This is a genomic window from Simplicispira sp. GW247-4R2A (assembly GCF_059424465.1).
Genome location: NZ_JBWKZM010000040.1, coordinates 1 through 24,241, shown reverse-complemented (window position 1 = coordinate 24,241; position 24,241 = coordinate 1). Strand labels below are relative to the sequence as shown.

The 24,241-nt window shown below is 63.4% G+C and carries 27 protein-coding genes; 9 read left to right on the top strand and 18 right to left on the bottom strand.

Going from position 1 to position 24,241, the window contains the following annotated elements; genetic code table 11:
* Window positions 1–71 precede the first annotated feature (71 nt).
* Genes AC07ZH_RS19655 through AC07ZH_RS19635 form a run of 5 tightly spaced genes read right to left on the bottom strand, consistent with a single transcriptional unit; the run spans window position 72 to window position 4,231 of the window.
* Entirely contained in the window at window positions 72–683 is a 612-nt protein-coding gene (locus tag AC07ZH_RS19655) for an SCO family protein (protein ID WP_495201000.1), read from the bottom strand.
* A gap of 6 nt (window positions 684–689) precedes the next feature.
* On the bottom strand, window positions 690–1,592 hold the full coding sequence (cyoE, locus tag AC07ZH_RS19650) for a heme o synthase (protein ID WP_119108850.1): 903 nt from the start codon (window positions 1,590–1,592) through the stop codon (window positions 690–692).
* A complete protein-coding gene (locus AC07ZH_RS19645; protein WP_495200999.1) occupies window positions 1,589–2,785 on the bottom strand; it encodes a COX15/CtaA family protein in 1,197 nt (398 codons plus the stop codon). The genes cyoE and AC07ZH_RS19645 overlap by 4 nt, the downstream gene beginning before the upstream one ends.
* Window positions 2,782–3,507: a redox-active disulfide-containing membrane protein gene (locus AC07ZH_RS19640; RefSeq protein ID WP_495200998.1), complete on the bottom strand. Its 726-nt coding sequence runs from the start codon at window positions 3,505–3,507 to the stop codon at window positions 2,782–2,784. Before AC07ZH_RS19640 ends, AC07ZH_RS19645 begins: the two co-directional genes overlap by 4 nt.
* Complete coding sequence (locus AC07ZH_RS19635) at window positions 3,467–4,231, bottom strand: SURF1 family protein (protein ID WP_495200997.1); 765 nt, start codon at window positions 4,229–4,231, stop codon at window positions 3,467–3,469. Before AC07ZH_RS19635 ends, AC07ZH_RS19640 begins: the two co-directional genes overlap by 41 nt.
* Before the next feature lie 15 nt (window positions 4,232–4,246).
* Between AC07ZH_RS19635 and AC07ZH_RS19630 the strand changes: the two genes are divergently transcribed.
* Entirely contained in the window at window positions 4,247–4,465 is a 219-nt protein-coding gene (locus AC07ZH_RS19630; RefSeq protein WP_199665431.1) for a twin transmembrane helix small protein, read from the top strand.
* Window positions 4,466–4,508: 43 nt separating this feature from the next.
* Here the strand turns inward: AC07ZH_RS19630 and AC07ZH_RS19625 are convergent, their stop codons facing one another.
* From AC07ZH_RS19625 to AC07ZH_RS19595, 7 genes are all read right to left on the bottom strand, one after another.
* On the bottom strand, window positions 4,509–5,390 hold the full coding sequence (locus AC07ZH_RS19625; protein WP_119108854.1) for a cytochrome c oxidase subunit 3: 882 nt from the start codon (window positions 5,388–5,390) through the stop codon (window positions 4,509–4,511).
* A gap of 58 nt (window positions 5,391–5,448) precedes the next feature.
* The gene (locus AC07ZH_RS19620; RefSeq protein WP_495200996.1) at window positions 5,449–5,670 is read right to left on the bottom strand and encodes a DUF2970 domain-containing protein; all 222 of its coding nucleotides are present in this window, start codon (window positions 5,668–5,670) and stop codon (window positions 5,449–5,451) included.
* A complete protein-coding gene (locus AC07ZH_RS19615; protein WP_495200995.1) occupies window positions 5,667–6,281 on the bottom strand; it encodes a cytochrome c oxidase assembly protein in 615 nt (204 codons plus the stop codon). Before AC07ZH_RS19615 ends, AC07ZH_RS19620 begins: the two co-directional genes overlap by 4 nt.
* Window positions 6,282–6,291: 10 nt before the next feature.
* Window positions 6,292–6,408 carry a cytochrome oxidase small assembly protein gene (locus tag AC07ZH_RS19610; protein ID WP_212995038.1) on the bottom strand — a complete coding sequence of 39 codons (117 nt, stop codon included), beginning with the start codon at window positions 6,406–6,408 and terminating at the stop codon, window positions 6,292–6,294.
* Between the two features lie 2 nt (window positions 6,409–6,410).
* A complete protein-coding gene (ctaD, locus tag AC07ZH_RS19605; protein ID WP_119108857.1) occupies window positions 6,411–8,039 on the bottom strand; it encodes a cytochrome c oxidase subunit I in 1,629 nt (542 codons plus the stop codon).
* A gap of 35 nt (window positions 8,040–8,074) precedes the next feature.
* Window positions 8,075–9,244 carry a cytochrome c oxidase subunit II gene (coxB, locus tag AC07ZH_RS19600; protein WP_119108858.1) on the bottom strand — a complete coding sequence of 390 codons (1,170 nt, stop codon included), beginning with the start codon at window positions 9,242–9,244 and terminating at the stop codon, window positions 8,075–8,077.
* Window positions 9,245–9,555: 311 nt separating this feature from the next.
* Window positions 9,556–10,446 (bottom strand): class I SAM-dependent methyltransferase, encoded by an 891-nt coding sequence (locus AC07ZH_RS19595; RefSeq protein ID WP_495200994.1) that lies wholly within the window; start codon window positions 10,444–10,446, stop codon window positions 9,556–9,558.
* An 83-nt stretch (window positions 10,447–10,529) separates the two neighbouring features.
* Between AC07ZH_RS19595 and AC07ZH_RS19590 the strand changes: the two genes are divergently transcribed.
* A complete protein-coding gene (locus tag AC07ZH_RS19590; RefSeq protein WP_495200993.1) occupies window positions 10,530–11,252 on the top strand; it encodes a phosphoribosyltransferase family protein in 723 nt (240 codons plus the stop codon).
* Window positions 11,253–11,317: 65 nt separating this feature from the next.
* Window positions 11,318–11,818 carry a tRNA (cytidine(34)-2'-O)-methyltransferase gene (locus AC07ZH_RS19585; RefSeq protein WP_495200992.1) on the top strand — a complete coding sequence of 167 codons (501 nt, stop codon included), beginning with the start codon at window positions 11,318–11,320 and terminating at the stop codon, window positions 11,816–11,818.
* Window positions 11,819–11,822: 4 nt separating this feature from the next.
* Here AC07ZH_RS19585 and AC07ZH_RS19580 read toward each other — a convergent pair whose 3' ends face one another.
* The 4 genes from AC07ZH_RS19580 to AC07ZH_RS19565 all read right to left on the bottom strand — a co-directional run bounded on the left by AC07ZH_RS19580 (window position 11,823) and on the right by AC07ZH_RS19565 (window position 14,641).
* On the bottom strand, window positions 11,823–12,752 hold the full coding sequence (locus AC07ZH_RS19580) for a LysR family transcriptional regulator (RefSeq protein WP_495200991.1): 930 nt from the start codon (window positions 12,750–12,752) through the stop codon (window positions 11,823–11,825).
* Window positions 12,753–12,781: 29 nt separating this feature from the next.
* Window positions 12,782–13,246, bottom strand: a complete 465-nt coding sequence (locus AC07ZH_RS19575; protein WP_495200990.1) for a MaoC family dehydratase — start codon at window positions 13,244–13,246, stop codon at window positions 12,782–12,784.
* Between the two features lie 57 nt (window positions 13,247–13,303).
* Complete coding sequence (locus tag AC07ZH_RS19570) at window positions 13,304–13,924, bottom strand: nucleotide-binding protein (RefSeq protein WP_495200989.1); 621 nt, start codon at window positions 13,922–13,924, stop codon at window positions 13,304–13,306.
* Between the two features lie 78 nt (window positions 13,925–14,002).
* On the bottom strand, window positions 14,003–14,641 hold the full coding sequence (locus AC07ZH_RS19565) for a LysE family translocator (protein ID WP_495200988.1): 639 nt from the start codon (window positions 14,639–14,641) through the stop codon (window positions 14,003–14,005).
* Window positions 14,642–14,758: 117 nt separating this feature from the next.
* Between AC07ZH_RS19565 and kefC the strand changes: the two genes are divergently transcribed.
* The gene (kefC, locus tag AC07ZH_RS19560) at window positions 14,759–16,648 is read left to right on the top strand and encodes a glutathione-regulated potassium-efflux system protein KefC (protein ID WP_495200987.1); all 1,890 of its coding nucleotides are present in this window, start codon (window positions 14,759–14,761) and stop codon (window positions 16,646–16,648) included.
* Window positions 16,649–16,919: 271 nt separating this feature from the next.
* Here the strand turns inward: kefC and pcaF are convergent, their stop codons facing one another.
* A complete protein-coding gene (gene pcaF, locus AC07ZH_RS19555; RefSeq protein WP_495200986.1) occupies window positions 16,920–18,122 on the bottom strand; it encodes a 3-oxoadipyl-CoA thiolase in 1,203 nt (400 codons plus the stop codon).
* 79 nt (window positions 18,123–18,201) lie between these two features.
* Between pcaF and AC07ZH_RS19550 the strand changes: the two genes are divergently transcribed.
* On the top strand, window positions 18,202–18,636 hold the full coding sequence (locus tag AC07ZH_RS19550) for a DUF1841 family protein (protein WP_119108867.1): 435 nt from the start codon (window positions 18,202–18,204) through the stop codon (window positions 18,634–18,636).
* Between the two features lie 106 nt (window positions 18,637–18,742).
* Here AC07ZH_RS19550 and AC07ZH_RS19545 read toward each other — a convergent pair whose 3' ends face one another.
* A complete protein-coding gene (locus AC07ZH_RS19545) occupies window positions 18,743–19,408 on the bottom strand; it encodes a c-type cytochrome (RefSeq protein WP_119108868.1) in 666 nt (221 codons plus the stop codon).
* Window positions 19,409–19,506: 98 nt separating this feature from the next.
* Between AC07ZH_RS19545 and AC07ZH_RS19540 the strand changes: the two genes are divergently transcribed.
* The 4 genes from AC07ZH_RS19540 to AC07ZH_RS19525 all read left to right on the top strand — a co-directional run bounded on the left by AC07ZH_RS19540 (window position 19,507) and on the right by AC07ZH_RS19525 (window position 24,207).
* Window positions 19,507–20,367: an AAA family ATPase gene (locus AC07ZH_RS19540; RefSeq protein WP_119108869.1), complete on the top strand. Its 861-nt coding sequence runs from the start codon at window positions 19,507–19,509 to the stop codon at window positions 20,365–20,367.
* Between the two features lie 150 nt (window positions 20,368–20,517).
* Window positions 20,518–21,120: a GNAT family N-acetyltransferase gene (locus AC07ZH_RS19535; RefSeq protein WP_119108870.1), complete on the top strand. Its 603-nt coding sequence runs from the start codon at window positions 20,518–20,520 to the stop codon at window positions 21,118–21,120.
* Window positions 21,121–21,149: 29 nt separating this feature from the next.
* Window positions 21,150–22,337 (top strand): vWA domain-containing protein, encoded by a 1,188-nt coding sequence (locus AC07ZH_RS19530; protein ID WP_495200985.1) that lies wholly within the window; start codon window positions 21,150–21,152, stop codon window positions 22,335–22,337.
* 4 nt (window positions 22,338–22,341) lie between these two features.
* Entirely contained in the window at window positions 22,342–24,207 is a 1,866-nt protein-coding gene (locus AC07ZH_RS19525; RefSeq protein WP_495200984.1) for an autotransporter assembly complex protein TamA, read from the top strand.
* Window positions 24,208–24,241 lie beyond the last annotated feature (34 nt).

Below are 24,241 nucleotides of genomic sequence, written 5' to 3'. Positions count from 1 at the left end.
ATCGGCATTTGCCCAATAGGGGAACTGGCACCCCATCCCACCCGTGCAGATATTGACATTTGTCGAGTGGCTTACGTTGCTTCCTTGAGCAAACTGCGCACGTCCGCCGCTACGGCGTCCGGGCCACTGCCATACCGGCTGTAAATGCGCAGGCGCCCTGCCGGATCGAAGAGGTAGCTGCCCGCCGAATGGTCCATGGTGTAGCTCGTCGGCGTCTGACCATCAACCTTCTTGTAGTAGATCTTGAATTCCTTGGCGATGGCCGCCGTTTGCGCGTCACTGCCGCGCAGTGCTATAAAGCTCGGGTCAAAATTGGCCATGTAGGCCTTGAGCAGTTCCGGCGTGTCACGCGCCGGGTCGATGGTGACAAACACTGCCTGGAGCTTGTCGCCATCCGCACCCAGCGACTGCTTGACCTGGGCGAGTTCCTGCAGGGTCGTTGGGCAGACATCCGGGCACTGGGTGTAGCCAAAGAACACCACCACCACCTTGCCGGCGAAATCCTTGAGACTGCGCATCTGACCATTCTGATCCGGCAAGGCAAAGTCGCGCGCATAGTCGGCACCGGTGATGTCCACACCGCGAAACTCGGGTGCGCTCTTGGAGCAAGCAGAAAAAAACCCACCAGCGCTTATGCTGATTGCGCTTAAAGCTATCATTCGGAGAGCAGTTCTTCGGAGCATGAGGCGTCACAATACATAGTGATCCACCAACAACGCAGCAAACAGCGCACTGAGGTGGATGAGTGAAAAGCGGAAGGTGCGGCGAGCCAAAGCGTCCGAATAGTGCCGCCACAAGGCAAATCCGTAGGCGCAGAAACCGGTGCTGAGCACGATCGCCGCGACCAGGTAGATCCACGAACTCATGCCGTAGATATAGGGCATGAGGCAGCCCGCAAACAAAATCAGTGTATACAAGAACACCTGCAGCCGCGTGAAGGCATTGCCGTGCGTCACTGGCAACATCGGCAGGCCCGCCTTGCGGTAGTCCTCGACGCGGTACAACGCCAGCGCCCAGAAGTGCGGCGGCGTCCAGAGGAAGATGATGAGAAACAGGATCAGTGCCTCAGGCCCCACGTCGCCGCGCATCGCCGCCCAGCCCAGTACCGGCGGCATGGCGCCCGAGGCCCCACCAATGACGATGTTCTGCGGCGTCATCGGTTTGAGCACCAGGGTGTAGATCACCGCATAGCCGACAAAGGTGGCAAACGTCAGCCACATGGTCAGCGGGTTGACCCAGAGATAGAGCACCAGAGAGCCCATGCTGCCCAAGGCAGCCGAAAAGAGCAGCGCCTGCCTGTCCGACAACTCACCTTTCGCAGTGGGCCGCCAGGAGGTACGCTTCATGCGCGAATCAATGCCTTTTTCCACCAGGCAGTTGAACGCTGCGGCGGCACCGGCCACCAGCCAGATGCCAAAACACGCCACGACCATGGTGCCCAGTTGCGCCAGCGTGGGCAGGCCGGGCACGGCCAGCGCCATGCCGATCAGCGCGCAAAAAACGATAAGCTGAATGACACGCGGCTTGGCCAGCGCGTAGTACTGGGCCATGCGCGAAGGCGCACGCAGGATGCTGGAGGCGGCGGTGTTCATGCGCGGCTCCCCTGGGGAACGGCATACAAACCGGGCACCATTCCCGTTGCCGAGCTTCGCCGCTGGGTCTGGACAATCCAGGTCAGCACCAGCACCAGCGCTGCCGCCCCCCCGGTGTGCAGCACCGCCGCTGGCAGCGGCCAATCGAGCACCACATTGCTCAGCCCCGTCGCAAATTGCAGCAGCAGCAGTCCGGCCAGCCAGCGGCCCTGGACAGCCAAAAGACCGGCTCCTGCGCGATGCAGACGCAGCGCCAGCACGCCAAGCACCACGAACACAGCGTAGGCAAATAGGCGGTGCGTGTAGTGAATGGCGGTAAGAGCCGGGAAGCCCATCAGCTGTCCATCGACTGTCATGCCCAGGGGCCGCCACAGGGTAAAGCCTTGGGAAAAATTCATTTCAGGCCACCAACTGCCCTGGCAAGTGGGAAAACTGCTGCACGCCAACACCGCGTAGTTGGTGCTCACCCAACCACCCAATAGCACCTGCACCGCCAGCGTGCCCAGCGACCACCAGGCGAGGATCCGCACCTGGGGCACGCGCACTGAAACAGACACGCCATTCGGCATGGCACCTTGGCGCACCGCCTGTACGCACAGCAGCGCCAGCAGCAGCACCCCGCCAACCAAATGCAGCGTGACGATGGCCGGGAATAACTTCATCGTCACCGTCAGCGCGCCAAAGGCACCCTGCACGCAGACCCACAGCAGAGTAAGCGTCGCCCAAAAGGGACTGGGCGCATTCATCGCAAGGGCTTTGCCTGCACGGCGAGACCGCCAACGCGCCAGCCATGCACCGATGGCCAGCACCGTGATCAAGGCCCCCACGGTGGTGGCCAGATAGCGGTGCACCATTTCAACCCAGGCCTTGCTATGGGTGACCGGGCCACTGGGCAGCGCCGCCTGCGCGGCAGCAATATCGGCATGGGCACCCACAGGGCTTGCATTGCCGTAACAGCCGGGCCAATCGGGACACCCCAGGCCAGAATCGGTCAAACGGGTAAAGGCCCCAAACAGCACCAGATCAAACGTCAGAAACAGCGTGAGCACCGCCAATGCCTGCCAACGTCCCGCCTTGCGCGCTCCCCGATTGCGCCACAGCACCCAGCAGAGCGGCAGCAGTGCGATGGCCGCCCCCACGGCCAGCATGCGCAGCAGCGGCGCCAGATCGTACAGAGGCGTCGAAACGTTCATGGCTGCTCCGGGCGCCCCGGCGTGTCCCAGCTTTCGGAAGCGCGCAGCAGGCGGTCGATGTCACGTTTGGCATGTGCTGCAGCCGGCGCATCCATGTTGGGGGGGAAGCGCATCATCCAATTGCCCATGGGGTCGACCACATAGAGGTGCTCCTCCAGGGCATGGCCCGTTTGTGGTGCCAGCCAAGCCGAAAGGGCCTCTTTATCGACGCGGCGCACCTGTGCAGCGGCAATCCCGTTGTGCAGCGTCTCAGGTACGGCGGCGCCATCGGTGACCAGCCACACCCAGTCAACCCGGTCCTTTTCCTTGCCCAGGCTTTCGCGGAGTTGGCGCTGCAGGTACAGACGCTGCTGGCAGTCCTTGGGACATGCAGCCGGTGCCACACTCACCAATAACCACTGGTGGCGCAGGTCGGTGAGAGTGCCGGTATGGCCTTGCAGATCGGTCGTCGCGAGGGCGGGCATCGGTTTCTGCGGGTTAATCAGCATGCCGAAGTTGCGCCGACCTTCGGGCCGCACGACGTAGTAGGTGAAATAGGAGGCCGCCACCGGAGCCACGCACACCAGCAGCAGTGCCAGCAGCTTCCAGCGGGCATGGCGGTCACCCTCGAACTGGCGCACGGCGTCTCCCGCTGCGGGCAGGTTGTGCACGGTCAGGCCCAGCGGATGCGCACTGCTGCGCTCAAGCACGGCGGCAGGGTCGGACGAATTGGAACCAGACATATAAACCCAGAATCAGTCCGCTCAGGACGAACCATTGAAAGGCGTAGCCGTAATTCTTATCTACGCCGGTGGAAATAGGCGCCCAGTCGCGCAGCAGACCCTGCGAAGCCGCACCCTCCTGCACCACTGTCAGCGCCGCAAGCGGCAAGCCAGTTTCCGTGCGAAGCTCCCCAAGCGTAAGATTTTGCCGGATACGCAGAAACCCCTGTTCCGTCTGGTCACTGCCAAGCGAATAGGCTTGTTCGGGTTCGAGTGCCAAATGCCCCGTCACCTCGACCTCCCCGACCGGCGTTTCTATGGGCGCAAGCGCCGTACGGTTCTCAAAATTGCGCGGAATCCAGCCACGCTGCACGAGCACGACCAGAGGCCCAGGCGCCAATTGCAGGGGCGTCAGCACATAAAAACCCCGGCGACCATCCATGGGGCGATTGTCCAGGTACACCGTGTACTGGGGCAGCCAGCGCCCACGCAGATGCACTTGCCGATACAGCACGGCGTCGTGCTCCTTGCTGGTGCGCACTGGTGCAAGTGCCTGCAGCAGGGGCTCGCCTTCGAGCGCGGCAGCGCCAGTGCGGGCTGTCATTTCTGCCGCCAGCGATTCTTTCTGCTCCACGCGCGAGAGCTGCCAACGACCCAGGGCCGCTGTGACCAGTACCCCCACACAGGTGGCTAGGGTGATGATCCAGAACGTAGCGCGCGTACGCCGCAAATTTTTCGCGCTCACTGGATAATTGCTTCCATGAAGATACTTGTTGCTTTGGGTTTTCTCGCCATTCTCGCCAGCCTTGGGACAGCGCTGTTCTTCATGATGCGCAACGGCAAAGACAACAAGCAACGCGGGCAACGCATGGTCTGGGCCCTGGCACTGCGCGTGGCTTTGTCGATACTGCTGTTTGTCTGCCTGCTGCTGGCATGGAAACTGGGGTACATCCAACCGACTGGAATACCTCTCCAGTGACGAGAAAGGCGCCACGAGGCGCCTTTCTTAGAAATGCCGACGCCTACATCCAGTAAACCAGCGCATACAGCCCCAGCCACACCACGTCCACGAAGTGCCAGTACCAGGCTGCGCCCTCAAATCCAAAATGGCGTTCGGCCGTGAAATGTCCATTCTGCAGACGCAGCGTGATGAACAGCAGCATCAGCATGCCGAGAAACACGTGAAAACCGTGGAACCCCGTCAACATGAAGAAAGTGGAGCCATAAACACCTGAGGTGAGCTTGAGATTGAGCTCGGTGTACAGGTGATGGTACTCATAGCCTTGGATGCACAGGAAAGCAAAGCCCAGTACCACGGTGACCCACATAAAGGCAATCGTGCGGCCGCGGTGGTTCGCACGCAGCGCATGGTGGGCAATGGTCAATGTGACGCCGGAGCTCAACAGCAGTGCGGTGTTGATGGTCGGGAGCCAGAAAGGGCCCACCGTCTGGAAGGGCTCGACGATACCGGCTGGCGACGCCGTGACACCGGCAGCCAGCGAGGGCCAGACGGCCTTGAAATCGGGCCACAGCAAGGCGTTGTCCAGGTTTCCCAATGCGGGAACCGAGTGCGCACGCGCCCACCACAAGGCGGTAAAAAACGCACCAAAAAACATCACCTCCGAGAAGATGAACCAGCTCATGCTCCAGCGGTACGACAGGTCCACCTTGTAGCCATAAAGGCCGCGCTCACTCTCGTGCGCCGCCTGCCGGAACCACTGGAAAAGCACCGCCAACCACCAAACCAGTCCCAGAATCAGAGAATACTTGCCCCAATCGTGGCCATTGATCCATTGGCTGGCGCCCAGAATCACAAAGAACAGCCCGGCAGCCGCCATGATGGGGTGGCGCGATTCTGCGGGGACAAAGTAGTACGGGACTGCGCCCTGCGTGCTTGCACTCATTTCAGCTCCTGCTCTCTCTATTGATCTTGTAACGCGTATCGAATGCGGCCACGCCGCCTCACACCACCCAATGCACCAACGCAACCAGCGATAGGATCAGAAGGAGAAAACCCAAAATTCCCACCGCGATGACATGCAGCGGGTTGATGCTCTCGAGGTCCCGTTGGTACTCGGTGCGCTTGCGCAGTCCCAGGAACGCCCAGGCAACCGTTTTCACACTCCGCAAAAACGAACGCTCACGCGCCAATGGAGGCACTTCCTGGCCGGTGTTCTCACTCATGACCCCCCCTTCGTACCGCTGTCTGGACCCAACGAGGCAGTGGGCGCTTGCGGCACTCCAGCACCCACCTCGAAGAAGGTGTAAGACAAAGTGATCGTCTTCACATCCTTGGACAAGCGCGGATCAATGACGAAGGCCACGGGCCATTCCTTCTTTTCACCTGGGTCAAGCGTGTACTGGTTGAAGCAGAAGCACTCCACCTTATTGAAGAAGGGCGCCGCCTGCCGTGGCGCATAGCTGGGGATTGCCTGCGCCGACATGCGTCGGTTCTGCGTATTCTGAAACTCATACATCACGGTGGTGAGCTCCCCGGGATGGACTTCCAGCGAGCGCTTCGCCGGGTGGAAACTCCACGGCCCATGGGCATTGGCATCAAACTCGACGGTAATGGTGCGGCTCTTGTCGATTTGCGTATTGTTGGGAACGCGCGCGTCACGGCCGCTGGGGGCGTTGCCCGGGACCTGGCTCTCAGACAACGCCAGTATGTTGATACCCGTCACTTCGCAAATATGCTTGTACACAGGAATCAACCCATACCCAAAGCCAAACATGCCAAGCGCCACAACGGCCAGCTTGCCCACCATGCGGACATTTTCACGGCGCGAGCCCATGGTCTGACGCTCAGTGCGACAGGAGCGTCATCTTCACGATGAAGCCTGCCAAGAATGCCGCCGCAATCGACGCCAGGATCAGCCCCAGGCGGCGGTTGCTTTTTTTCTGCTCAGGGGTCTGTGCCATAGTCAAGCGATCACGCGGGTAGCGGTTTCGTCCAGCTTCGGGGGGGTTTCGAAAGTGTGGAAAGGTGCGGGAGATGGCACCTCCCACTCAAGCCCTTCCGCTCCATCCCAGGGGCGCTGCGGCGCTGGCGCGCCACGTCCGCGCATCGCGGGCAAGACGACGGCCAGGAAGAAATACAGTTGAGCAAAACCAAAGCCAAACGCCCCAATGCTGACAATCATGTTGAAGTCAGCAAACTGCATGGGGTAGTCGGCATAGCGACGCGGCATACCCGCCAGCCCCAGGAAGTGCATCGGGAAGAAGGTGATGTTGAAGGAAATCATCGACCACCAGAAGTGGATCTGGCCGCGACGCTCCGAATACATGACGCCTGTCCATTTTGGCAGCCAGTAGTAGGCGCCGGCAAACATGGCAAACAGCGACCCCGCCACCAGCACATAGTGAAAGTGCGCCACGATGTAGTAGGTGTCCTGCAATTGGATGTCAATCGGCGCCACGGCAGGAATAAGACCCGTGAAGCCACCAATGGCAAACACGAAAATAAACCCGATCGCGAACAGCATGGGCGTCTCGAAGGTCATCGAGCCGCGCCACATCGTGGCCACCCAGTTGAAAATCTTCACCGCGGTGGGCACCGAGATCAGCATGGTGGCGTACATGAAGAACAACTGTCCCGTGACCGGCATGCCTGTCGTGAACATGTGGTGCGCCCAGACGATGAACGACAGGATGGCAATAGCCGCCACCGCGTACACCATGGAGGCGTAGCCGAACAGCTTCTTGCGGGCAAACGCAGGCACCACCTGGCTGATGATGCCGAAGGCCGGCAAGATCATGATGTACACCTCGGGGTGGCCAAAGAACCAGAAGATGTGCTGAAACATCACTGGGTCGCCGCCGCCGGCGGGGTTGAAGAAGTTGGTGCCGAAATGGCGGTCGGTCAGCGTCATGGTGATCGCGCCGGCAAACACAGGCATCACGGCAATCAGCAGGTACGCCGTGACCAGCCAGGTCCAGCAGAACATGGGCATCTTCATCAGCGTCATGCCGGGCGCACGCATGTTCAGAATGGTGACAATGACGTTGATCGCTCCCATGATGGACGACGCCCCCATGATGTGCAGGGCGAAAATACTCGAATCCATCGACATGCCCATCTGCAGCGACAAGGGCGCGTACAGCGTCCAGCCGGCAGCAGGCGCACCGCCGGGCATGAAGAATCCGGCCACCAGCATCACGGCAGCGGGCACCAGCAACCAGAAACTGAAGTTGTTCATCCGCGCAAACGCCATGTCGGAGGCGCCAATTTGCAGCGGAATCATCCAGTTTGCGAAGCCCACGAAGGCCGGCATGATGGCGCCGAACACCATGATGAGGCCGTGCATGGTGGTGAGCTGATTGAACAACTCGGGGTTGACCAACTGCAGACCCGGCTTGAACAACTCGGCACGGATCAGCAGCGCCAAAATGCCACCTACCATCAGCATGGTGGACGAGAACAGCAGGTAGAGCGTGCCGATGTCCTTGTGGTTGGTGGCAAACAGCCAGCGCCGCCAGCCGGTCGGGTGGTGGCCGTGGGTGTCCGCTGCGTGGCCGGCGACATGCCCGGTGGGGTCGAGAACTGCACTCATGTTGGATTCCTCAAAACTCTTTGCGGGCGCGCGAACTATTTGCTGCGCTGGGCGACGATCTCAGCAGGCTGCACGAGCTGCCCGGTCTTGTTGGACCAGGCATTCTTGGTGTAGCTGATCACCGCCGCAAGATCTGTGTCGCTAAGCTGCTTCCACGACGGCATGGCCCCGTTGGCTGCGCCATGGAGCACGGTCTGGATTTGGCGTGCATGGTCAGGATCGCGCACGATCGCCGAGCCATCAAGCGGCTTGACCGGGCCTGCACCCTTTCCGTTGGCCTGATGGCAGGCCGCGCAGTTAGATCCATAGACCTTTTCACCCCGTTTCAGAATGTCATCAAGCGTCCAGACCTTGTTCGGGTCGTCCAGCTTGGCTGCCATTTTCTTCATCTCGCCACCCACCCACGCGGTGTAGTCTGCCGCCGAAACCACCTTCACGTGGATCGGCATATACGCATGCTCCTTGCCACAAAGTTCGGAGCACTGGCCGTAAAAATCCCCCACCCGTTCGGCGCGGAACCAGGTATCGCGCACAAACCCTGGGATGGCGTCTTGCTTGATGCCAAAGGCAGGCACCGCGAACGAATGGATCACATCATTGGCAGTGGTAATGATGCGAATTTTCTTGCCCACAGGGACCACAAGCGGGTTGTCCACACGGAACAGGTAGTCGTCAGACGCCTTGGAGACATCGCCGCTGTTGGACATGGCACGCTGCGAGCTGTCGAGCGTGGAGATGAAACCAATGCCTTCGCCTTCACCCTTGATGTAGTCGTAACCCCATTTCCACTGGTAGCCGGTGGTTTTGATGGTCAGGTCGGCATTGGTGGTGTCTTTCTGCGCCACCAACACCTTGGTGGCCGGCAACGCCATGCCAATGATGATCAGAAAGGGCACCACCGTCCAGGCAATTTCCACGGTGACGGACTCATGGAAATTCGCCGCTTTGGCGCCCTGCGACTTGCGGTGCTTCCAGATCGAATAGAACATCACCCCGAAAACGGCGATGAAAATCACCGTACAGATGACGAGCATCATCCAGTGCAGGTCGATCAGCTCCTGGGCGATCCGCGTCGCCGCCGGAGTCAAATTGAGCTGGTGAACAGCAGGACCGCCCGACAGGTCACCAATGGCGTAGGCGGAACCTGCCGCCCAGGTACCCGTCAGCAACAGGGCGTGGGCCAACCTATTGAAATTGCGCTTCATAGTTCTCACTTGCTTCTAAGCCTTAGTTGACCCGGTCCGCCCAAACGCACCCACTTCATGCAAGCGGTGCACGGCGACTCCCCCACGCGGGTTCACGCTCCAACAACGACACAACCGGTCCTGCGACCGGGCAGATTCGCCCACCGCGTTGGCCTGCCGCCTGGGCATTCCAATGGGCGTCCAAATACGCTTGGCGATTGTAGCGCGGGTTGTTTCAGATCAGAAAAGCAAGGGAAAACCCCCAGATTAGTTCTTGAGCTTGCTTTATGTCAAGGACAAGACCCTCCTCTGGCAATTAAGGCGGCTATTTCCTATTTCTTACTGCGCAGCATGGAGCGCATTTTTGTCAGCGAGAAGGCGCTGTGCGCGGCAACCTGCACACGGGGCATGGCCTTGAAAGCGTGTCCATAAACGATTTCAAAGCTCAGCGAAAGCTGGCCGTCCTGGGGGTCAGCAAGATCGCGGGCGAGCGCCGCATGCAGCGCATCGCGCCAGCGCCGTCCACGCAGCGCGGGGAAGCGCGCTGGATGGAGGTTGGCGCCCAGTTCACGCAATTCCTGCAGCAAGCGCTGCGGGCTGGCAAACGTCAGCGTGATGCGCTCCATGTCCATCACCGGTTCAGCGAACCCGGCATCGATCAACATATCGCCCCAGTCGTGCATGTCGGTAAAGGCATGGCTGGGTGCGGGCCAGCCATGCTGGGCGTAGACCGTACGCAATTCGCGCAAAGTGTCGGGGCCGAAGCACGAGAACATGACATGGCCATCGACATCCAGGGCCCGCTGCCAGTCGGCGAACAGTGCGCGCGGATCGGCGGTGTGGTGCAGCACCATGTTGGCCCACAGCATTTGCATGGAGCCTGGCTCTGGTGCTCCGAAGGTGACGGCGGCGCGGCCCCAGCGCTCACCGCGCCACCAGGCTGGTGACAACGCTTCAAGGGCACGCGATTGCAAATGTGCAGCGGTCTCGTACACCGTGCAGCGGGCATCGGGATAGCGTTCGCGCAGCAACGCATGCGCGGCCAAGCCACCTCGCACCGGATCCCAATGGCACCAGGCGGATGGCGTCTGGCGAAGCCAGTCAAGACGCTGCTCCATGCGGCGCGCCACTTCCTCATGCAGCCACGGGGAGACGGCCGGGGCCCGGGCACGCCAAAAGGCAGCAGCGACGGGGTCAATGGTGGGAGGAAGTTCCGAAGCCATAGGTAAAAATGTCTGTAGCGCCCCACCGCACCCCAACGACAAGGTGCAAACCCGCGGCGCGCTGGCCTATATTGGACACCATCGTGCTGCACCGCTTTTTCACAAAACCCTGGCGGGCGCTGGCGCACGCGCACCTTCCCAGCCAGTGCGCCATCTGCGGCGGCTGGCCGGCGCAGCGGGTGTGCGAGCACTGCGCCGCCAGCTTTGCCCAACCCCGCCCACGTTGCCGCAGTTGCGCATTGCCACTGCCCGGCGGAGCGACGCAGTGCGGGCAATGCCTGCTGCATCCGCCACCGCTCGATACCTGCATTGCCGCAGTCGACTACGACTACCCCTGGGCCGGTGTGCTTGCCGACTTCAAATTCCATGGCGATCCAAGTTGGGCGGCTCCACTCGCGGCGCTCCTGCGCAGCACGCCCTGGGCAGAGCCCGCCATCGAAGCGGCCGACTGGCTGGTGCCCATACCGCTGACCCGCGAGCGCCTGGGCGAGCGCGGCTTCAACCAAGCCCAACGTATCGCCCTTGCGCTGGCCAGCGGCAAGACGCGGGACGGTCTGTTGCTGCGGGTGCGGGCCACACCCGACCAGCACGCACTGGGGCGGGCCAGGCGCCTGGCCAACCTGCAAGCGGTCTTTGCCGTCGATCCGCTGCGCGCCCAGGAACTGTCAGGTGGCACGGTCTTGCTGGTCGACGATGTGATGACCACCGGCGCCACTTTGCACACGGCCGCGCAGGTGTTGCGGCGCGCTGGCGCCGCCCACGTCAGCGCATTGGTCGTCGCGCGGGCCGATCTGCGTGAACGATAAGACCGGATACGCACTTTTACGCCCACACCAAGCTGGAAACAAAGGGGATCGCGCAAAATAGGGCCATGTTTCATATTGTTCTTGTCGAACCCGAAATCCCCCCGAATACCGGCAACGTGATTCGCCTGGCTGCCAACACAGGCTGCGCACTGCACTTGATCGAGCCCCTGGGTTTTTTGATGGAAGACCGCCTGCTGCGGCGCGCCGGACTGGATTACCACGAGTTTGTCCAGGTCCGGCGCCATGCAGGCTGGACCACTTTCCTGCGCGACATGCAGCCCTCGCCGGAGCGCATGTTTGCGCTGACGACCCACGCAAGCAGCGAGGTGCACGACACCTGTTTCCTACCGGGCGACTGGCTGGTATTTGGCGCCGAGACACGCGGCCTGCCACCCGAGTTGTGCGAAACCATTGCACCGGCGCAACAACTGCGCCTGCCCATGGTGGCCGGCCAGCGCAGCCTCAACCTGTCGAACGCCGTCGCCGTAACGGTCTTCGAAGCCTGGCGGCAAAACAGCTTTGGCAGAGCGCACGCCCCTGCCCCTGCGGACGCCCTGCTGGCTTGAGGTCTCAGGCCTCGGCTTCCTGTGCCGCCAGCGCCTCGGCCACCTGGTCGCTCACGAAATCCAGAAACGCCCGTGTGCGAGCCGGCAGCATGCGCTGCGTGGGCAGTGCGGCATAGACGGTGTAGCGCGACAGAATCCAATCCGGCAGCACGTGGACCAGCGCCCCTGTGGCGAGGAAGCGCTGCGCCAGCAGGCGAGGGATAACGGCAATGCCAGTGCCGTCAAGTACTGCGCGCAGCAGCACATCGGTGCTGGTGGACTGCAACACCACCGGTGGAGTGAGTTCGTGCGCCTCACCTTCACCCGACGCGGGGAACAAACACAGCTTGCGCGTGCCACTGCGTGCCGCAAGACCGGCATCGCGCAGAAAATCGTGCCGTTCCAGGTCTGACGGCCGGCGCGGTGTGCCCCGGCGCAGCAGGTAGCCAGGCGACGCCACCACGATGGCCTCACCCTGAAACAGCTTGCGCGCCACGATGTTGCCGTCAAAACCATCGGGCACCACCAGCAGCGTGGCGTCAAACTCATCCACCCGCCCGGCAACGAAGTTGTCAGTCGCAATGTCGAGCATGAGCTTGGGGTGGCGCTCCCTCCAGCGCGGAATCAGGGGCGCCAGAAAGTAAGTCGCCAGTGCCGGCGGTGCCAGCACGTGTACAGCGCCCTGCAAGTCGCGCGTGCTGGCGGTCGCAGTGGCTTCGGCGTCGTCCACATCGTGGAGGATGGCGCGCACGCGGCGCAAGTAAGCGTCTCCCGCGTCCGTCAAAGTCACCTTGCGCGTGGTGCGGTTCAGGAGACGGGTATTGAGATGCTGCTCCAGCTCGGCGACGACACGCGTCACCACCGGCGGCGACATATCGAGCGCACGCGCAGCGGCAGCAAAGCCTCCTTCGTCAACGACGCGGGCAAACACCGCCATGGCCTGCAGGCGGTCCATGCGTCACACCCGCCCTTCGCGGCAGCCCGTCAGGCTGCCGCGCCGTAGCTGCGCGAGAGCGATTCGGCCACGCAGGCCGGCTTGTCGCCGCCCTCGCGCTCGACCGTCACCAGCCAGGTCATTTGCAGCCCATCGGGTGCCAGCGGCTCGGTGGCCTGCAGCGTCATGCGGGCACGCAGACGGCTGCCCACCGGCACCGGCGACGTAAAGCGCACCCGGTTGAGCCCGTAATTCACCCCCATACGCGCACCCGCGATGGCAATGCCGGTCTCGAAAAAGCGCGGTATCAGCGACAGCGTCAGAAAGCCATGCGCAATCGGCGCCCCAAACGGCCCCTGGCGCGCGCGCTCCGGGTCCACATGAATCCACTGGTGGTCGCCGGTGGCCTGCGCAAACTGGTTGACCTGCTCCTGCGAGATGGTGATCCAGTCGGTCACGCAGACCTCCTGGCCCACGCAGGCGGCGACTTCCGAGTACGAGTGAAAGGTTTTCATGGCGCCAATGTAGCGCCCGCCCTCGCGCCCGGCTGTCGGCCATGGGACAGGCCCGGTTCACGCCGCATCCAGCCACTGGCAAATGCTCTGCCATTGCTCCAGGTCGCGGGCCACGCGGCCAGGCGCTACGTCGAACAGCGTCAGCCCATGTGCCGCCAGATGCAGGTAGTTTTGCGTCGCGCGCAGGTGGCCCAGCACCGGCATGCCAAGTTCGTCAACGAAATGCTGCAGCTGCTCCGCCGAGCGCGTGCGCGGGTCCACGCGCATGCCGATGAGACCCACTGGCGTTTGCGCGCTGGCGCGGTGCGCGGTGAGCTGGTCGAGAAATTCGCGCGTGGCGAAGATGTCGAAAACACTGGGCTGCAGCGGTACAACGATGCGGTCGGCCAGCTTGAGCACATCCGAGAGGCGCCAGCCGGCCAGCCCCGCCGGCGTGTCAATCACCACATGCGTGCTGCCGCGCGGCGGGCGGGCCATGACATCCGCGCCCATGTCCCAGGTGCCAATCGCCCGGGCCTCGGGCGGGCGCAAGCCCAGCCACAAGCGGGCCGACTGCTGGCGGTCGGCATCGCCCAGCAGCACCGGGTGGCCCTGACTGGCGAAATAGCCGGCAATGTGGGTGGCAAGCGTCGATTTGCCGACGCCACCCTTGGGGTTGGCAACCACGATCACGGGCATGGCGGAGTCCTCAAATAATACAAAAAATGCCTTTGGCGCTTTACCTATAAGGGTACACAGCTATCATTTTGATATAAATCAGGTGCTCTGGCTGCCACGCCGCACGAAGAACAGGCCGGCACCCACGGCCATCAGCACGCCACCGAACACGCGGTTCTGGTTGCGCTGTGCGCGCTGGCTCTGCATCCAGTGGCGCAGGCTGCTGGCGCCCAGCGCATAGCTGTGCATCACCGTCATGTCGATGGCAACCGACGTGGCGGCCATCACCAGCAACTGTTGCCACAGCGGGCGGGCATCGGTCATGAACTGCGGCAGCACCGCCACCATGAAGACGATGCCCTTGGGGTTGGTGGCATTGGTCAGGAAGCCCGTGGCGAAGCGCCGCTGCCAACGCCCCGGCGGCTCGACAGCCACGCCCGCCAGCGCGTTGCCCGTGCCAGCGCGCCATTGGCTCCAGCCGACGTAGATCAGGTAGCAGGCCCCCGCGACCTTGACCACGGCAAACGCGATTTCCGAGGCCAGCAGCAGCGAACCCACGCCCGCGCCGGCCACCAGCAACAGCAGCAGCAGGCCCAGTTGGAGACCCAGAATGGTCGCCGTGGTCTTGCGCACCCCATACGACAGGCCGTGGCTCATGGAAAGCACGGCGCCCGAGCCCGGCGAGAGCGCGATCAGGCAGGTGGCGGCGACGAAGGCGATCCAGGTATGCAGGTCCATGGTGGAGCAACGCGGTCAATAGGAACAGGGTTGGCATCTTACGTCGCCCGCCTGAGCAGGGCTGCACACGCGGTGGCGCCGAAATGCCAAAATCAACCGCCTACTGCAAACGCCTCGATGCCCCACGCTCCCGCCTGGCTGAACTACGCCTTTCTCTACCTCAGCGCTGCCGTGCTCACAGTGCCGATAGCGCGCGCCCTGGGCCTGGGCGCCATCATTGGCTATCTGGCCGCCGGCATTGCCATTGGGCCCTGGGGCTTCGGCCTGGTGAGCAATGTGCAGGACATCCTGCACTTCGCTGAGTTCGGCGTGGTGCTGATGCTGTTCCTCGTCGGCCTGGAACTGCAGCCCACGCGGCTGTGGAGCCTGCGACGCCCCATCTTTGGCCTCGGCAGCGCTCAGGTGTTGGGCTGCGCGCTGCTGCTGTGCGGGGCAGCGCTGCTCGCCGGCCTGCCCTGGCGCGTGGCGCTGGTGGGCGGCCTGGGGCTGGCGCTCTCGTCCACGGCGATCGCGCTGCAGTCGCTCGCCGAGCGCAACGTGCTGCGCACCACGAGCGGCGAGTCGGCGTTTTCCATCCTGCTGTTCCAGGACATTGCGGCCATTCCCATCCTGGCCCTGGTGGCGGTGCTGGGCACGGCGAGCGGATCGGGCGCAGGCCATTCGCCTGACGCGGCCGCACTGGAGGCGCTCAAGGTGGTGGGCGTCATCGCCGCCATCGTGCTGGGCGGGCGCCTGCTGCTGCGCCCGCTGTTGCGCTGGATTGCCCGCAGCCGCACACCGGAGATCTTCACCGCCGCAGCGCTGCTGCTGGTCGTCGGCATTGCCTACCTGATGGTGCTTGTCGGCCTGTCGATGGCGCTGGGGGCCTTTCTGGCCGGGGTGCTGCTGGCCGAGAGCGAGTTCCGCCGCGAGCTGGAGACCGACATCGAACCCTTCAAGGGCCTGCTGCTGGGCCTGTTCTTCATCGCCGTGGGCATGAGCATCGACTTTGGCGCCATGCTGCGCGCGCCGCTCACCGTGGCCCTGCTGCTGGTCGGCTTTGTGCTGATCAAGAGCGTGGTGATCTACGCGCTGGCGCGGGGCGTGAAGATTCCGTACCAGGAGCGCCCCGTCTTCACGCTGCTGCTGGCACAGGGCGGCGAGTTCGCCTTCGTCGTCTTCCAGGCTGCGGCTGGCGCAGGGGCACTGCCGGGCGAGATGGCCTCACTGCTGATCGGCGCCGTGGCACTGTCGATGCTGTGCACGCCGGTCCTTCTGGTGGTGCTTGACCGCTTCGTGCTGCCGCGCTACGCCGCGACGCTGCGCGCGCCGCCCGAAGGTGAAATCTCCGAGCCGCAAACCGCGCCCGTACTGATCGCCGGGTTTGGCCGCTATGGTCAGATCGTCGCGCGGGTGCTGCTGGCACAAGGCATCCCGGCCACGGTGCTGGACCACAGCGTGGACATCCTGGAGGTGGCGCGCACCTTTGGCTACCGCGTGTACTACGGCGATGCCACGCGGCTCGACCTGCTGCGCATGGCGGGCGCCGCGCAGGCACGCGTGCTGGTGCTGGCGGTAGACGCGCCCGGGCCTTCGCTCAAGATCGCCACGCTGGCACGCGAACATTTCCCGCACCTGAAAATCGTGGCACGAGCCCGCGACCTCACGCATTGGAACGAGCTGCGCGACCTGGGCGTCACCCAGGTGCAGCGCGAGCTGTTCGAGTCCAGCCTGGCGAGCGCGCGCAGCGTGCTGGAGCACATGGGCCTGGAAGAAGCCGAGGCCGACGCGCTGGTGGTGCGCTTTCGCCTGCACAACATTGCGCTGGCCGACCGCATGTACCCGCACCACAAGGACCAGGCCCGCATGATCGCCGTGGCCCGCGAAGGCCGCAACCAGTTGGCAGAGCAACTGGCCAAGGAGCGCGAGGAACGCACCCTGCGCAGCGCGGCAGGCGCTGACTATCCAGGCTACGGGCAGGACGCACAGGCCCCAGGCCCGGAAGGTACGTCCGAGCCAAAAATATAAGCGAAAATGGCCTCTAGCGCTTTATGGATAAGCGCAAGCAGCTATCTTTTTATTAGGGCGATGGTGAATAAGTCACCGCGATGGCGCGCACCGTGCATCGGGATGGGGTGCAAGGCGCAAACCACAGCCATAGCCGCAGCTATGGCGAGGATTGGCAACGCCGCAGACCGCCCGAAGTACGGATGCGCGGCGCGTGAGGGACTTGTTCAGCATTGCCTCAGCATCTGCACTGCTGGGAAAAGACAGCCTGGACCATGAACTGGCGGAAAAATCACACCCGCTCCAGCAGCAGCGCAATCCCCTGCCCCACGCCAATGCACATGGTGCACAGCGCATAGCGCCCGCCGCTGGCGTGCAGGCGGTTGACGGCCGTAGTCGCCAGGCGCGCACCGCTGGCGCCCAGCGGGTGGCCGAGTGCAATCGCGCCACCCCAGGCGTTGACGCGCGGGTCGTCGTCCGCCAGGCCCAGCAGGCGCAGCACCGCCAGGCCTTGCGCGGCAAACGCCTCGTTCAATTCGATGACATCGATCTGGGCAAGCGTGACCCCGGTTTGCGCCAGCAGCTTTTGCGTCGCCGGCGCCGGGCCAATGCCCATCACACGCGGCGCCACGCCCGCCACCGCCATGCCGACGACACGGGCACGGGGCGTGAGGCCGTGCCGCGCGGCGGCCGCACCACTGGCCAGCAGCAGCGCGCAGGCGCCGTCGTTCACGCCGCTGGCGTTGCCAGCCGTCACCGTGCCGTCGGGGCGCACGATGGGTTTGAGCCGCGCCAGCGCCTCCAGGCTGGTCTCACGCGGATGTTCGTCGGCGCTGACCAGCAGCGGCGCGCTCTTCTTCTGTGCCAGCGCCACCGGTACGATTTCGCGCGCCAGATGCCCCGCCTGTTGCGCTGCCAGTGCACGCTGCTGGCTGGCCAGCGCCATGCGGTCCTGGGCTTCGCGCGAGATGCCGTACTCCTGCGCGACGTTCTCGGCCGTCTCGGGCATGGAATCGGTGCCGTACTGCGCCTGCATCCGCTTGTTGACGAAGCGCCAGCCGATGGTGGTGTCATAGACCGCATTGCTGCGGCCAAAGGCGGTGTCCATTTTGGGCATGACGAAGGGCGCGCGGCTCATGCTCTCGACCCCGCCCGCAATCACCAAGTCGGACTCACCGGCCTTGATCGCACGCGCTGCCGTGCCAACGGCATCCAGGCCGGAGCCGCACAGGCGGTTGAGCGTGGCGCCGGGCACCTCCACCGGCAGGCCGGCGAGCAGCACCGCCATGCGCGCGACGTTGCGGTTGTCCTCGCCCGCCTGGTTGGCACAGCCGAGCAGCACATCGGACAGCTGCGCCCAGTCCACACCGGCGTTGCGCTCCATGAGCGCGCGAATCGGCAGCGCGGCAAGATCGTCGGGGCGCACGCTGGCAAGCAGCCCGCCATAGCGGCCGAAAGGCGTGCGGATGGCATCGCAAAGGAAGGCGTCTTGCATGGCAGCAATCTCCAGGAAATCAGCCCACCACTCTAACCAGCGCGGCAGCACGGGCATGCCGCCTGCGGGACAATGGCGCATGTTCAACCCGACCCAAGCCGACGTACGCCGCTTTCTCTGCGCCGTGCACGCCAAGACGGCCGCCCAGGCGCCGATGGAAGCCATAGAGACGCTCGCCAGCCTGTGGATTGCCGAGCACCCCGAATACCACGCCGATCTGCAGGACGCAGATGCCGCCGTAGCGCGCAACTACGACGAGACGCCCGAACGCAGCAACCCCTTCCTGCACCTGTCCATGCACCTTTCGGTCAGCGAACAGTGCAGCATCGACCAGCCGCGCGGCATCCGCCAGGCGGTGGAGCTGCTGGCGCACCGGCTCGATTCGCTACACGACGCACACCATGTGGCGATGGAGTGCCTGGGCGAGATGCTGTGGGAGAGCCAGCGCTCGGGCCGCCCGCCCGACGGCGAAGCCTATGTGGCGCGCGTGCAGCGCAAGGCGACCAAGGATTGATGCTCCCGGTTCAATAGCATCAAATCCACTATAAATAAGCGCTACAGGCCAAATCAGCCATAAAAAAACCCGCCATGGGGCGGGTTGCAGGGCGGCGCTGTGAAGATCAGCGAAAGCGCGACTCCGCCACCGTCTTGACGTTGCCATCGAGCGAGCCGATGTAGCCGGCCAGCGACTTGAGCTCGTCGTTGGTGAACTGCTTGGCAACACCACCCATGATGGGGTTGGCACGGCCGACGTAGGGGGTGACGCCAGCTTTGTAGGCTTTGAGCGCGACAAACAGATAGTCGGCATTCTGCCCAGCCAATTGCGGGTAGGACGGGTCGATCGGCTTGGCAAAATTGCTGCCGTGGCAGGCCACGCAACCGCCCTTTTGCAGCAGCGCAGCGACTTCAATGGACGGCTCGCGCGCCGGCTTCTCGGGCAGCGCCGTTGCGCCTGCCTGGCCCAGTTGGGCGTAGTAGGCCGAAATGTCGGCAATGTCTTGCTCGGAGAGCGCCACCGCTACAGCGTGCATGGTGGGGAAACGCCGCTCGCCCTTGGCGTAGGCATGCAGGGCCGATTCAATGTAGCCCGCGCCTTGTCCGGCGATTTTGGGCACCTTGTAGACCTCGGGGAAGCTGGCCTTGTAGTCCACGATACCGTGGCAGCCGATGCACATGGCGATCTTGCCCTCCCCAGCTTTCACATCGCCCTTGACTTCAGCGTGAGCCGCTATCGCCGTCCCGAAAGCGACAGCCAGTGCGAATATCGACGTCATCGTTTTGTTCATTTTGCGCGCACAATCGTAGGAAAGTTCCGCCCCCAGGGCCTCAATTTACGGGCGATTATAGCCAGCGCTGTCAAGCCCGATAGTCAACTCTTTTTCACATGTCCACGAAATTCCAAGGCTCCAAGAACTACGTCGCCACCCAGGACTTGATGCTTGCCGTCAATGCCGCCGCCACGCTGCAGCGCCCGCTGCTGGTCAAGGGCGAGCCGGGCACCGGCAAGACCATGCTGGCCGAAGAAGTGGCACAGGCGCTTTCCATGCCGCTCCTGCAGTGGCACATCAAGTCCACCACCAAGGCCCAGCAAGGTCTGTATGAGTACGACGCTGTGAGCCGGTTGCGCGACAGCCAGCTGGGCGGGGCCGAAAACGGCGACAAGGTAAAGGACATCCGCAACTACATCGTGCAAGGCGTGCTCTGGCAGGCGTTCACCGCCGACCAGCCTGTGGCGCTCTTGATCGACGAGATCGACAAGGCCGACATCGAATTTCCGAACGACCTGCTGCGCGAGATCGACCGCATGGAGTTCTATTGCTACGAGACGCGCGAGCTCATCCGTGCCAAGCACCGCCCACTGGTCTTCATCACCTCGAACAACGAAAAAGAGCTGCCCGACGCCTTCCTGCGCCGCTGCTTCTTCCACTACATCAAGTTCCCGGAAGCCGACACCATGCGCCAGATCGTGGCGGTGCACTTCCCCACGCTCAAGAGCGAGCTGCTGACCTCGGCGATGAAAACGTTTTACGACGTGCGCAACCTGCCGGGCCTGAAGAAGAAGCCCTCGACCAGCGAATTGCTCGATTGGCTCAAGCTCTTGGTGGCCGAAGACATTCCTCTCTCTGCGCTGCAGAGCCAGGACAACAAAGTCGCTGTACCGCCGCTGGTGGGCGCCCTCTTGAAGAATGAGCAGGACGTGAGCCTGTTTGAAAAACTGGTCTTCATGAACCAAAGGAACAGATAGAGAGCATCCCCCTGTGTCGCTTCGCTCCTTCCCCCTTCTCTCGAATTGCTGCGCAATTCGGGATGGGGGACGCTCCCTGCGCGGCGGGGCGGCCCTTGCGCGAGAGCCCTGGCGGGGAAGCGCCCCTTTCATGCACAACGACTAACCGAAATGACCTTCGTTCAACCCATCACACTGCGTGATCGCGGCGTGCGCCTAGAGCCCCTTTCCCTTGAACACGAATCCGGCCTGCGCGCTGCCGCCGCCGATGGCGAACTGTGGAAGCTGCGCGTCACCTCGGTGCCCGAGCCGCAGGACACCCGCGCCTACATCGAAACTGCGCTGAAAATGCGCGCCGATGGCAACCGCTTTGCCTTTGCCGTACTCGACGACGCTACCGGCCAGGTGCTGGGCAGCACCAGCTACCACGACATCCTCCCAGCGGTGAAACGCGTCGAGATTGGCTACACCTGGTACCGCAAGAGCGTGCAGCGCAGCCACGTCAACACCACCTGCAAACTGCTGATGATGGGCCACGCGTTTGACGGCCTGGGCTGCCATGTGGTGGGCTGGCGCACCGACAACTTCAACTTCGCCTCGCAGCGCGCCATCGAGCGCCTGGGCGCCCGCAAAGACGGCGTCATCCGTGGCCATGCCCTGCGCCGCGACGGCACCATCCGCGACACCGTGATGTACAGCCTGCGCGCCGGCGAATGGCCCGAAGCGCGTGCTCAGTTGCTATATCTTTTAGAGCTGCGTGCGCATACTGCATAAGCGCTAGAGGCCAATAACACCCTTAAAACATGCTGATTGACTTCTTCTACACGCTGCGCTCCGCCAAGCTGCCGGTCTCGGTCAAGGAATACCTGAGCCTGCTTGAAGCGCTGGAAGCCGGCGTGGTAGGGCCGAAGTCCGAGGGCGCCTGGAGCCTGGACGACTTCTATTTCCTCTCGCGCCTGGTGCTGGTGAAAGATGAAAAGCACTACGACAAGTTCGACCGCGCCTTTGCCGCCTACTTCAAGGGCGTCGAGATGGTGGCCGACTTCACCAAGGAAGTGCCCGCCGACTGGCTGCGCAAGATCCTGGAAAACGAACTCACGCCCGAGCAAAAGGCCGCCATCGAAAAAATGGGCTGGGACGAGCTCATGGAGACGCTCAAGAAGCGCCTCGAAGAGCAGAAGGAGCGCCACGAAGGCGGCAGCAAGTGGATAGGCACCGGCGGCACCAGCCCGTTTGGCCACGGCGGCTACAACCCGCAGGGCATTCGCATTGGCGGCGCCGGCAAGAACAAAAGCGCCGTCAAGGTGTGGGAGCAGCGCGCCTACCGCGACTACGACGACCAACAGGAACTCGGCACGCGCAACATCAAAGTCGCGCTGCGGCGCCTGCGCAAATTTGCCCGCGAGGGGCACGAGCTGGAACTGGATTTGCCCGACACCATCCGCAGCACGGCCGCCAACGCCGGCTACCTGGACATCAAGATGGTGCCCGAGCGCCACAACAACGTGAAGGTGCTGCTGCTGATGGACGTGGGCGGCACCATGGACGAGCATGTTCACCGCGTGGAAGAGCTTTTCAGTGCCGTGAAAAGCGAGTTCAAGCACCTGGAGTTCTATTACTTCCACAACTGCGTCTACGATTTCATGTGGAAGAACAACCGGCGCCGGTTTGCCGAAAAATTCCCCACCTGGGACATCATTCGCAAGTACAACAAGGACTACAAGCTGATCTTCGTGGGCGACGCCACCATGAGCCCCTATGAGATTTTGCAGCCCGGCGGCAGCGTGGAATACAACAACGAGGAAGCCGGCGCCGAGTGGCTGCAGCGCCTCACGCACGCCTTCCCCAAGTTCGCCTGGATCAACCCCGAGCCCCAAGGCGTGTGGCAGTACCGCCAGAGCATCAGCATCATCCAGCAGCTCATCGGCAACCGTATGTACCCTCTGTCACTCAAAGGCCTGGAGGAGACGATGCGGCTGCTGTCAAAATAGGTGCATGCCCCACTCTCGCGCGGTGCGCGCCGGGCAACTCGCCCTGCCCCTTCTTTTTGCCATTTCAGGTGCGCTGACCGGCTGCAGTGCCCTAACCCCCAAGACCAGCGAGCGCAGCAGCGAAGCCGCAACCCCTGATGTCGCCGCGTTCACGCTGCAAGTGCGCGCGCCCAAGGAGGTGCGCGACTACCTGGAAAAGCACCTCGAACTGCAGCGCTTTAGCGCCTTTCCCGATTTGCAGGAACGTGAGCTCTCGCGCCTGCTGGGCGCGGCCGATACCAATGCACGCGAACTGCTCGCCACGCTGGGCTACTTCAGCCCGGACATCCAGATTGATCTGAGCAACACACCCGACGACCGCCGCGCGCCCCGCGCCATCGTGGTCACCGTCGATCCGGGCGAGCGCACCACCATCAAGGCGCTGGACTTGAGGTTTCAGGGCGACATCGAGACGGGCCCAGCCACCAGCCGCCCCGAGGCGCGCGCACGCGCCGCGTGGACGCTGAACCCTGGCGAATCGTTTACCCAGGAAGCCTGGGACAACGCCAAGAAAAGTGCACTGCGCGCGCTGCAAAAGCGCCGCTACCCGACCGCCAGCCTCGCCGACAGCCGCGCAGACATCGACGCGGATACGCACCAGGCGGCGCTGTCGGCCACCTTCGATTCGGGCCCAGCCTACCGTTTCGGCCCGCTGCACCTCAAAGGCATGAAGCGCTACGACGCGCAAGGCATCAAGAACATCGCGCGCCTGCCCACCGGGGCCATATACGACGAAACCGAGTTGCTCGATACCCAGCAGCGCCTGGCCGCCAGTGGCTATTTCGACACGGTGTTCCTCACACTGGACCCCGATACCCCGCAACCGGGCGCCGCCCCCGTCACCGCGCAGGTGCGCGAGGCACCGCTGCAAAAAGCCATCTTCGGCATCGGCGTTTCCACCGACAGCGGCGTGCGCCTGTCGCTGGACCACACCTACAACCGGCTTCCCTGGCTCGGCTGGCGCGCACTCACCAAGCTCTCGTTCGATCGGGAAGCCAAAGTTCTCGGCACCGAGTGGACCGCACTGCCCGGCGCCAACGGTTGGCGCTGGGTGGCCGGTGCGCAATTGCAGCGCGAAGCCACCGGTGACTACCAGGTCAACGGCACACAGTGGCGCTTTGGCCGCAGCCAGAGCACCGACCACATCGACCGCAACTACGCCTTGCAGTACAACAGTGCCGTCAGCCAAGGCCCCATGGCACCGCCCGAGAGCACGGCACTGAGCCTGAACACGGGCTGGACGGGCCGCTATTTCGATAGCAACACGGCACCGGCCAGCGGTTGGGGCCTGGCGGCTGAATTCGGCGCGGGCACCACGCTGCGCCCTGAGCGCGACCCCTTCGTGCGCGCACTGGCCCGCGGCTTGTATTTCCAGCCCCTCGCCAAGGTGACAGCGCCCGACGGCAGCAGCCGACGTGCCCGCATCGCGCTGCGCACTGAAGTCGGCGCAGTATTCGCCCGGCCCGGCGCGCAGATTCCGGTGACGCAGCTGTTTCTGACCGGCGGCGACACCACCGTGCGTGGCTACAGCCTGCGCTCCATTGGCGCGCGTACCGAAAACGACCAGCTATTTGGCGGACGGTACCTCGCCGTAGCCAGCGCCGAATGGCAGCGCCCCCTCGTGTTTGGCGGCACGGTGAGCGATTTTGAGAGCGCCTTGTTTGTGGACGTGGGCGCCGTTGCCGACCGTGTGGCCGACTTGCACGCGCGTGTCGGCGTGGGCGCGGGGCTGCGCTGGCGCAGCCCGGTCGGGCCTTTGCAGACCGACCTGGCTTACGGGGTGCAAGCCAAACAACTGCGCCTGCATCTGCGCCTGGGCTTTACGTTCTGACGATGGCAAACCGCCCCACCACGCCCCCAGACGC

Bases quoted from the DNA above. Each gene is read 5' to 3' on its own strand.
- AC07ZH_RS19655 (WP_495201000.1), bottom strand. From the start codon at position 683: ATGCTCCGAAGAACTGCTCTCCGAATGATAGCTTTAAGCGCAATCAGC.
- cyoE (WP_119108850.1), bottom strand. From the start codon at position 1,592: ATGAACACCGCCGCCTCCAGCATCCTGCGTGCGCCTTCGCGCATGGCC.
- AC07ZH_RS19645 (WP_495200999.1), bottom strand. From the start codon at position 2,785: ATGAACGTTTCGACGCCTCTGTACGATCTGGCGCCGCTGCTGCGCATG.
- AC07ZH_RS19640 (WP_495200998.1), bottom strand. From the start codon at position 3,507: ATGTCTGGTTCCAATTCGTCCGACCCTGCCGCCGTGCTTGAGCGCAGC.
- AC07ZH_RS19630 (WP_199665431.1), top strand. From the start codon at position 4,247: ATGAAGATACTTGTTGCTTTGGGTTTTCTCGCCATTCTCGCCAGCCTT.
- AC07ZH_RS19625 (WP_119108854.1), bottom strand. From the start codon at position 5,390: ATGAGTGCAAGCACGCAGGGCGCAGTCCCGTACTACTTTGTCCCCGCA.
- AC07ZH_RS19620 (WP_495200996.1), bottom strand. From the start codon at position 5,670: ATGAGTGAGAACACCGGCCAGGAAGTGCCTCCATTGGCGCGTGAGCGT.
- AC07ZH_RS19615 (WP_495200995.1), bottom strand. From the start codon at position 6,281: ATGGGCTCGCGCCGTGAAAATGTCCGCATGGTGGGCAAGCTGGCCGTT.
- AC07ZH_RS19610 (WP_212995038.1), bottom strand. From the start codon at position 6,408: ATGGCACAGACCCCTGAGCAGAAAAAAAGCAACCGCCGCCTGGGGCTG.
- ctaD (WP_119108857.1), bottom strand. From the start codon at position 8,039: ATGAGTGCAGTTCTCGACCCCACCGGGCATGTCGCCGGCCACGCAGCG.
- coxB (WP_119108858.1), bottom strand. From the start codon at position 9,244: ATGAAGCGCAATTTCAATAGGTTGGCCCACGCCCTGTTGCTGACGGGT.
- AC07ZH_RS19595 (WP_495200994.1), bottom strand. From the start codon at position 10,446: ATGGCTTCGGAACTTCCTCCCACCATTGACCCCGTCGCTGCTGCCTTT.
- AC07ZH_RS19585 (WP_495200992.1), top strand. From the start codon at position 11,318: ATGTTTCATATTGTTCTTGTCGAACCCGAAATCCCCCCGAATACCGGC.
- AC07ZH_RS19580 (WP_495200991.1), bottom strand. From the start codon at position 12,752: ATGGACCGCCTGCAGGCCATGGCGGTGTTTGCCCGCGTCGTTGACGAA.
- AC07ZH_RS19575 (WP_495200990.1), bottom strand. From the start codon at position 13,246: ATGAAAACCTTTCACTCGTACTCGGAAGTCGCCGCCTGCGTGGGCCAG.
- AC07ZH_RS19570 (WP_495200989.1), bottom strand. From the start codon at position 13,924: ATGCCCGTGATCGTGGTTGCCAACCCCAAGGGTGGCGTCGGCAAATCG.
- AC07ZH_RS19565 (WP_495200988.1), bottom strand. From the start codon at position 14,641: ATGGACCTGCATACCTGGATCGCCTTCGTCGCCGCCACCTGCCTGATC.
- kefC (WP_495200987.1), top strand. From the start codon at position 14,759: ATGCCCCACGCTCCCGCCTGGCTGAACTACGCCTTTCTCTACCTCAGC.
- pcaF (WP_495200986.1), bottom strand. From the start codon at position 18,122: ATGCAAGACGCCTTCCTTTGCGATGCCATCCGCACGCCTTTCGGCCGC.
- AC07ZH_RS19550 (WP_119108867.1), top strand. From the start codon at position 18,202: ATGTTCAACCCGACCCAAGCCGACGTACGCCGCTTTCTCTGCGCCGTG.
- AC07ZH_RS19545 (WP_119108868.1), bottom strand. From the start codon at position 19,408: ATGAACAAAACGATGACGTCGATATTCGCACTGGCTGTCGCTTTCGGG.
- AC07ZH_RS19540 (WP_119108869.1), top strand. From the start codon at position 19,507: ATGTCCACGAAATTCCAAGGCTCCAAGAACTACGTCGCCACCCAGGAC.
- AC07ZH_RS19535 (WP_119108870.1), top strand. From the start codon at position 20,518: ATGACCTTCGTTCAACCCATCACACTGCGTGATCGCGGCGTGCGCCTA.
- AC07ZH_RS19530 (WP_495200985.1), top strand. From the start codon at position 21,150: ATGCTGATTGACTTCTTCTACACGCTGCGCTCCGCCAAGCTGCCGGTC.
- AC07ZH_RS19525 (WP_495200984.1), top strand. From the start codon at position 22,342: ATGCCCCACTCTCGCGCGGTGCGCGCCGGGCAACTCGCCCTGCCCCTT.